This window comes from Microtetraspora niveoalba (assembly GCF_001570405.1).
In the GTDB taxonomy this organism is placed as follows: domain Bacteria; phylum Actinomycetota; class Actinomycetes; order Streptosporangiales; family Streptosporangiaceae; genus Microtetraspora; species Microtetraspora niveoalba.
The window spans coordinates 19,264-23,289 of record NZ_BBYM01000014.1; the positions used below are offsets into that span (position 1 = coordinate 19,264).

General features: G+C 73.9%; 3 protein-coding genes and 1 pseudogene. 3 read left to right on the plus strand and 1 reads right to left on the minus strand.

Annotation, left to right across the window (positions count from 1 at the left end):
• Nucleotides 1–104: 104 nt before the first annotated feature.
• Nucleotides 105–1,244, minus strand: a complete 1,140-nt coding sequence (locus AWQ70_RS14285; protein WP_067175589.1) for a magnesium and cobalt transport protein CorA — start codon at nt 1,242–1,244, stop codon at nt 105–107.
• Nucleotides 1,245–1,425: 181 nt separating this feature from the next.
• Between AWQ70_RS14285 and AWQ70_RS14290 the strand changes: the two genes are divergently transcribed.
• From AWQ70_RS14290 to AWQ70_RS40185, 3 genes and pseudogenes are all read left to right on the plus strand, one after another.
• Entirely contained in the window at nt 1,426–2,157 is a 732-nt protein-coding gene (locus AWQ70_RS14290) for a M50 family metallopeptidase (RefSeq protein ID WP_157530076.1), read from the plus strand.
• Between the two features lie 91 nt (nt 2,158–2,248).
• The gene (locus AWQ70_RS14295) at nt 2,249–3,532 is read left to right on the plus strand and encodes a hypothetical protein (RefSeq protein WP_245646953.1); all 1,284 of its coding nucleotides are present in this window, start codon (nt 2,249–2,251) and stop codon (nt 3,530–3,532) included.
• A pseudogene (locus AWQ70_RS40185) lies at nt 3,525–4,026 on the plus strand (hypothetical protein); the annotation flags it as partial. The gene AWQ70_RS14295 and the pseudogene AWQ70_RS40185, both read left to right, overlap by 8 nt.

Here is a 4,026-nt window from a genome sequence, read left to right on the forward strand (position 1 = left end):
GCCCGGGGCGGCGACGCCCCGGGCCGCCATACTTTCCAGGACATTCCTTCCGGGGCGGCGACCCCCCGGGCCGCCGTGCTCTCCAGGACGTTCCTTCCGGGGGCTCAGAGCCAGTCGCGGCGTTTGAAGACCAGGTAGAGGGTGACGCAGACCAGGGCCATCAGGGCCACCGCGAACGGGTAGCCGAACAGCCAGTGCAACTCGGGCATGTGGTCGAAGTTCATGCCGTAGATCGTGCCGACCAACGTGGGCGCGAACAGGATGGCCGCCCAGGCGGAGATCTTCTTCACCTCGTCGCCCTGCGCGATGCTCGCCGCGGTGAGCTTGGTCATCTCCTCGTTCTGGGCCTGGCTGACCAGGGTCGAGTTGACGATGAGGATGTCCTGGAGCATCTGCCGGAACGCCGAGACGCGCTCGGTGACCGTGATGGCGTGGTCGGCCACGTCCCGCAGATAACGCTGGAGCTCCTCGTCCACGCCGTACTTCGGGGACGCGGCGATGAAGCCGTCCAGCATCGCGACCAGCGGCGTGGTCGCCCGCTGGAACTCGATCACCTCGCGGGACAGCGCGTAGATTCGCCGGGGCGCCGCCGGGTCGCCGCCGAAGACCTGCACCTCGATCTCGTCGATGTCGTTCTGCAGGCCCGCGACGACCGGCGCGTAGCCGTCCACGACCGCGTCGAGTATCGCGTACAGCACGGCCTGCGGGCCCTTCCTGAGCAGGTCGGGGTCGGACTCCATGCGGCCGCGCACCTTCGACAGGTCCGGCGCCTCGCTGTGCCGTACGGTGAGGACGAAGTCGGGGCCGACGAAGACGTGCAACTCGCCGAAGGCGACCTTCTCCGCCTTGTCGATGTACTGCGCGGCGCGGAGCACGACGAAGAGGGTGTCGTCGTAGCGGTCCGCCTTCGGCCGCTGGTGCGCGACGATCGCGTCCTCGACGGCGAGGGTGTGCAGGCCGAACTCCTCGGCGGCGGCGGTCAGCTCCCCGGCGGGCGGGCGGTACAGCCCTATCCACGCCATCGCGCCCGGCCGCGACCGGAGGGAGGCGATGGCGTCGGCCAGGGAGACCGGCGAGTCGACCCGCTTGCCGTCCAGGTAGACCGCGTTGTCGACGACGCTGCCCCGCGCCGGCCACTCCACGGTCGGTGACTCGGCGGTCCGGGGGTCCATCGACTCCTCGGGGGCGGCCTCCCGCTTCGCCCGGACCAGTCCCCGCAAACTCCGCATTCGACGCTCAGCCACATATAGACCGTAGAACCTTTTCCCGGCGCGCCGGCACGGCCCCGTCCCACCCTCCTCCGGGCGTGCCCGGCGCGGTCTCTCCCGAACGCGCAGGTCGTGACCGTCCGGCCCCCGGCCGCGTGGCCGGGTTTACACCGCGGCGATCTCCCCGGCCGTACGCTGTCTCCCGGAGGTGGCCCCCCTGAAAGCACTCTGGAACCAGCTCATCGCGACGCAGGACGCGCCGCCGGCGTGGCTGATCGTCCTGGCCGGGCTCGCCGCGCTCGCCGTCGTGGCCTATCCGCCGTCGTGGCACCTGTCCCGCGGCCTGATCACCATCGCGCACGAGGGCGGCCACGCGCTGGCGGCCGTGCTGACCAGGCGCAGGCTGCACGGCATCCGGCTGCACTCCGACACCTCCGGCGTGACGCTCACCAGGGGGAACCCGCGCGGCCTCGGCATGATCATCACGGCGGGCTCCGGCTATGTCGCGCCGTCGCTGCTGGGGTTCGGCGCGGCCTGGCTCACCTCGTCCGGGCACATCACGCTGCTGCTGTGGGGCGTGCTCGCGCTGCTCGCCTGCATGCTGCTGATGATCAGGAACATGTTCGGGGTGGTCTCGCTGCTCGCCACGGGCGGGGCCGTCTTCGCGGTGTCGTGGTTCGCCCAGCCGTCGGTGCAGGCGGTCGTCGCCTACGCCGCGGTCTGGTTCCTCCTGCTCGGCGGCGTGCGGCCGATCATCGAGCTGCAGCGCAAGCGGCGGCGCGGCCGGGCGCCGGACTCCGACGCCGACCAGCTCGCCCGGCTGACCCACGTCCCGGGCACGTTCTGGGTGGCCGTGTTCCTGCTCGTCTCCGCCGCCGCCCTGGCCGCCGGGGGCTGGCTGCTCATGGATCTTCCCGCCCTGCTGCCCGCCGTGTTCGGTCCCGCCTGACCGCCGCCCGCCCCGCCGTGTCGCCGGGACCGGGGCGCATCGAGGCGGATCGAGGCGGGGAATGTCGCCGCCAAGCCGTACGGTATAGCGCGTGCCTCAGCAGACCTCACGAGAGAGACGACCCGCGCCGCGGCCCGCCCACCAGCGGGACACCCGGCGCGACCCCGGCCCGGAGGCGTTGCCCGAGACGCTGGACGCCGCGCTCACCGACGAGGCCGTGCTCGCGACGTACCGGCGGATGTTCGCCGCGCTGGCGCGCGACAGCGGCGCGGTCGTGGACGACCCCGCCCTGGTCGACATCGCCGAGACGCTCTTCGACGCGTTCGCCGAGGCCGGTGAGGAATGGCTCACCCACGAGCAGATGCGGCACGCCTGCCGGGCCCACCCGACGGACCGGTTCGAGAACCGGCTGCGCGTGCTCAAGGGGCTCGGCGCGATCCGCGAGGTCTTCCCCAAGCCCAACCAGCTCCGCTACCGGGCGTCGTTCACCAGTGTGGTCGGGCTGATGTTCATCCGCCGCATGATGGACGACGGCGGCCAGTCGGAGATGCACCGCCTGCTCGCGCTCGAGGACCTCAACGCCGCCGACCCGCGCACGACCATGGAGGAGGCCCGGCAGTCCGCGGGCAACCTCGCCCGCGCCTTCCGGTTGTGGGCGCTCGAACTGATCACCCTGACCAACGGGACGATCGAGGAGCTGCGCGAGCAGGCGCCCAAGCTCTGGGGCACCGAGGAGATCGCGCGGCGGGCGCAGAGCCTGCACGGCACGATCCTGCGCAGGTGGCCCGGCCTGGACCGCACCTGCACCGAGCTGCGGGCCGCGATCTACGCCTACAGCGACGCCTCGCGCCGCGCCGCCGGGCGGCTCGCCGACTCGGCGGGGACGACCCGCAACCTGACGCTGCTGCCCGCCGAGAGCTGGCGCACCTTCGCCCAGACCGCCTCCAAGGAGCGGCTGGCCGCCGTGCTCGACGGGTTCGTGTTCGACGCGCCCGCGCCCTGGCACGACCCCGCCGCCATCGCCACCGCGGTGGACGAGGCCCCGCGCCCGGCGCCGGTGCGGCCCGCTCCCCCGCGCTCGCCGCTCCCGGACAGCGGCCCGGTCGAGTCCGCCGACGACGGCGTCGCCGCGCTCGACCGGCTCACCGCCGTGGCGGAGTCCGTGCTCCGAGGCCGCTCGTCGGTGCCGCTGGAGGAGGTGCTGACCGGCGACTGGGCCGCCATGCGCAGGGCGCTCGCCGACCTCGCGTCCGCCGACCTGCGCCCGGAGCTGCCCTACCGGCTGCGCTGGTCCGACGCCGTCAGCGCCGATCCCGGCGGCCATCCGAGCTGGCGGACCGACGGCACGCTGGAACGGGTGCCGTCCGATGACTGAATCCCAGAGCCGGGCACCCGGCGGCGAGATGCCCGTGATGGAGGGCGCCCCCGCCTGCTCCGCGACCACCGGCTCCAAGACCGTCAGCTCCGCGACCACCGGCGTCGAGACAGTCAGCTCCGCGACCGCCGGCTCCGGGACCGCCGGCTTCGGGACCGCCGGCTCCGCCGAAGGCACCGACCCGGCGCTCGCGGCGGCGCTGGATCACGCGCGCGCCCGCGCGTACGGGCCGCTCGAGCTGCGGCTGACCGAGCCCGCCCCTCCCGGCTTCGTCCGGCTCTCCCTCGGCGACGCGGCGACGACCGCCGCGGGCCCGGCCGCCACCCGGCCCGCGCGGGGGCCGGTGACCGGGTCGCCGGCCGGGTCAATGGCCGGGGCGGCCGCCGCGCCGGTGATCGCGCTGCCCGCCTGGCCCGACGGCGCGACCCCGTCGATCCTCGACGAGTACGGCGCGGCGCCCGTCCCGGTGGAACGCTCCGGGGAGACACGGCGGG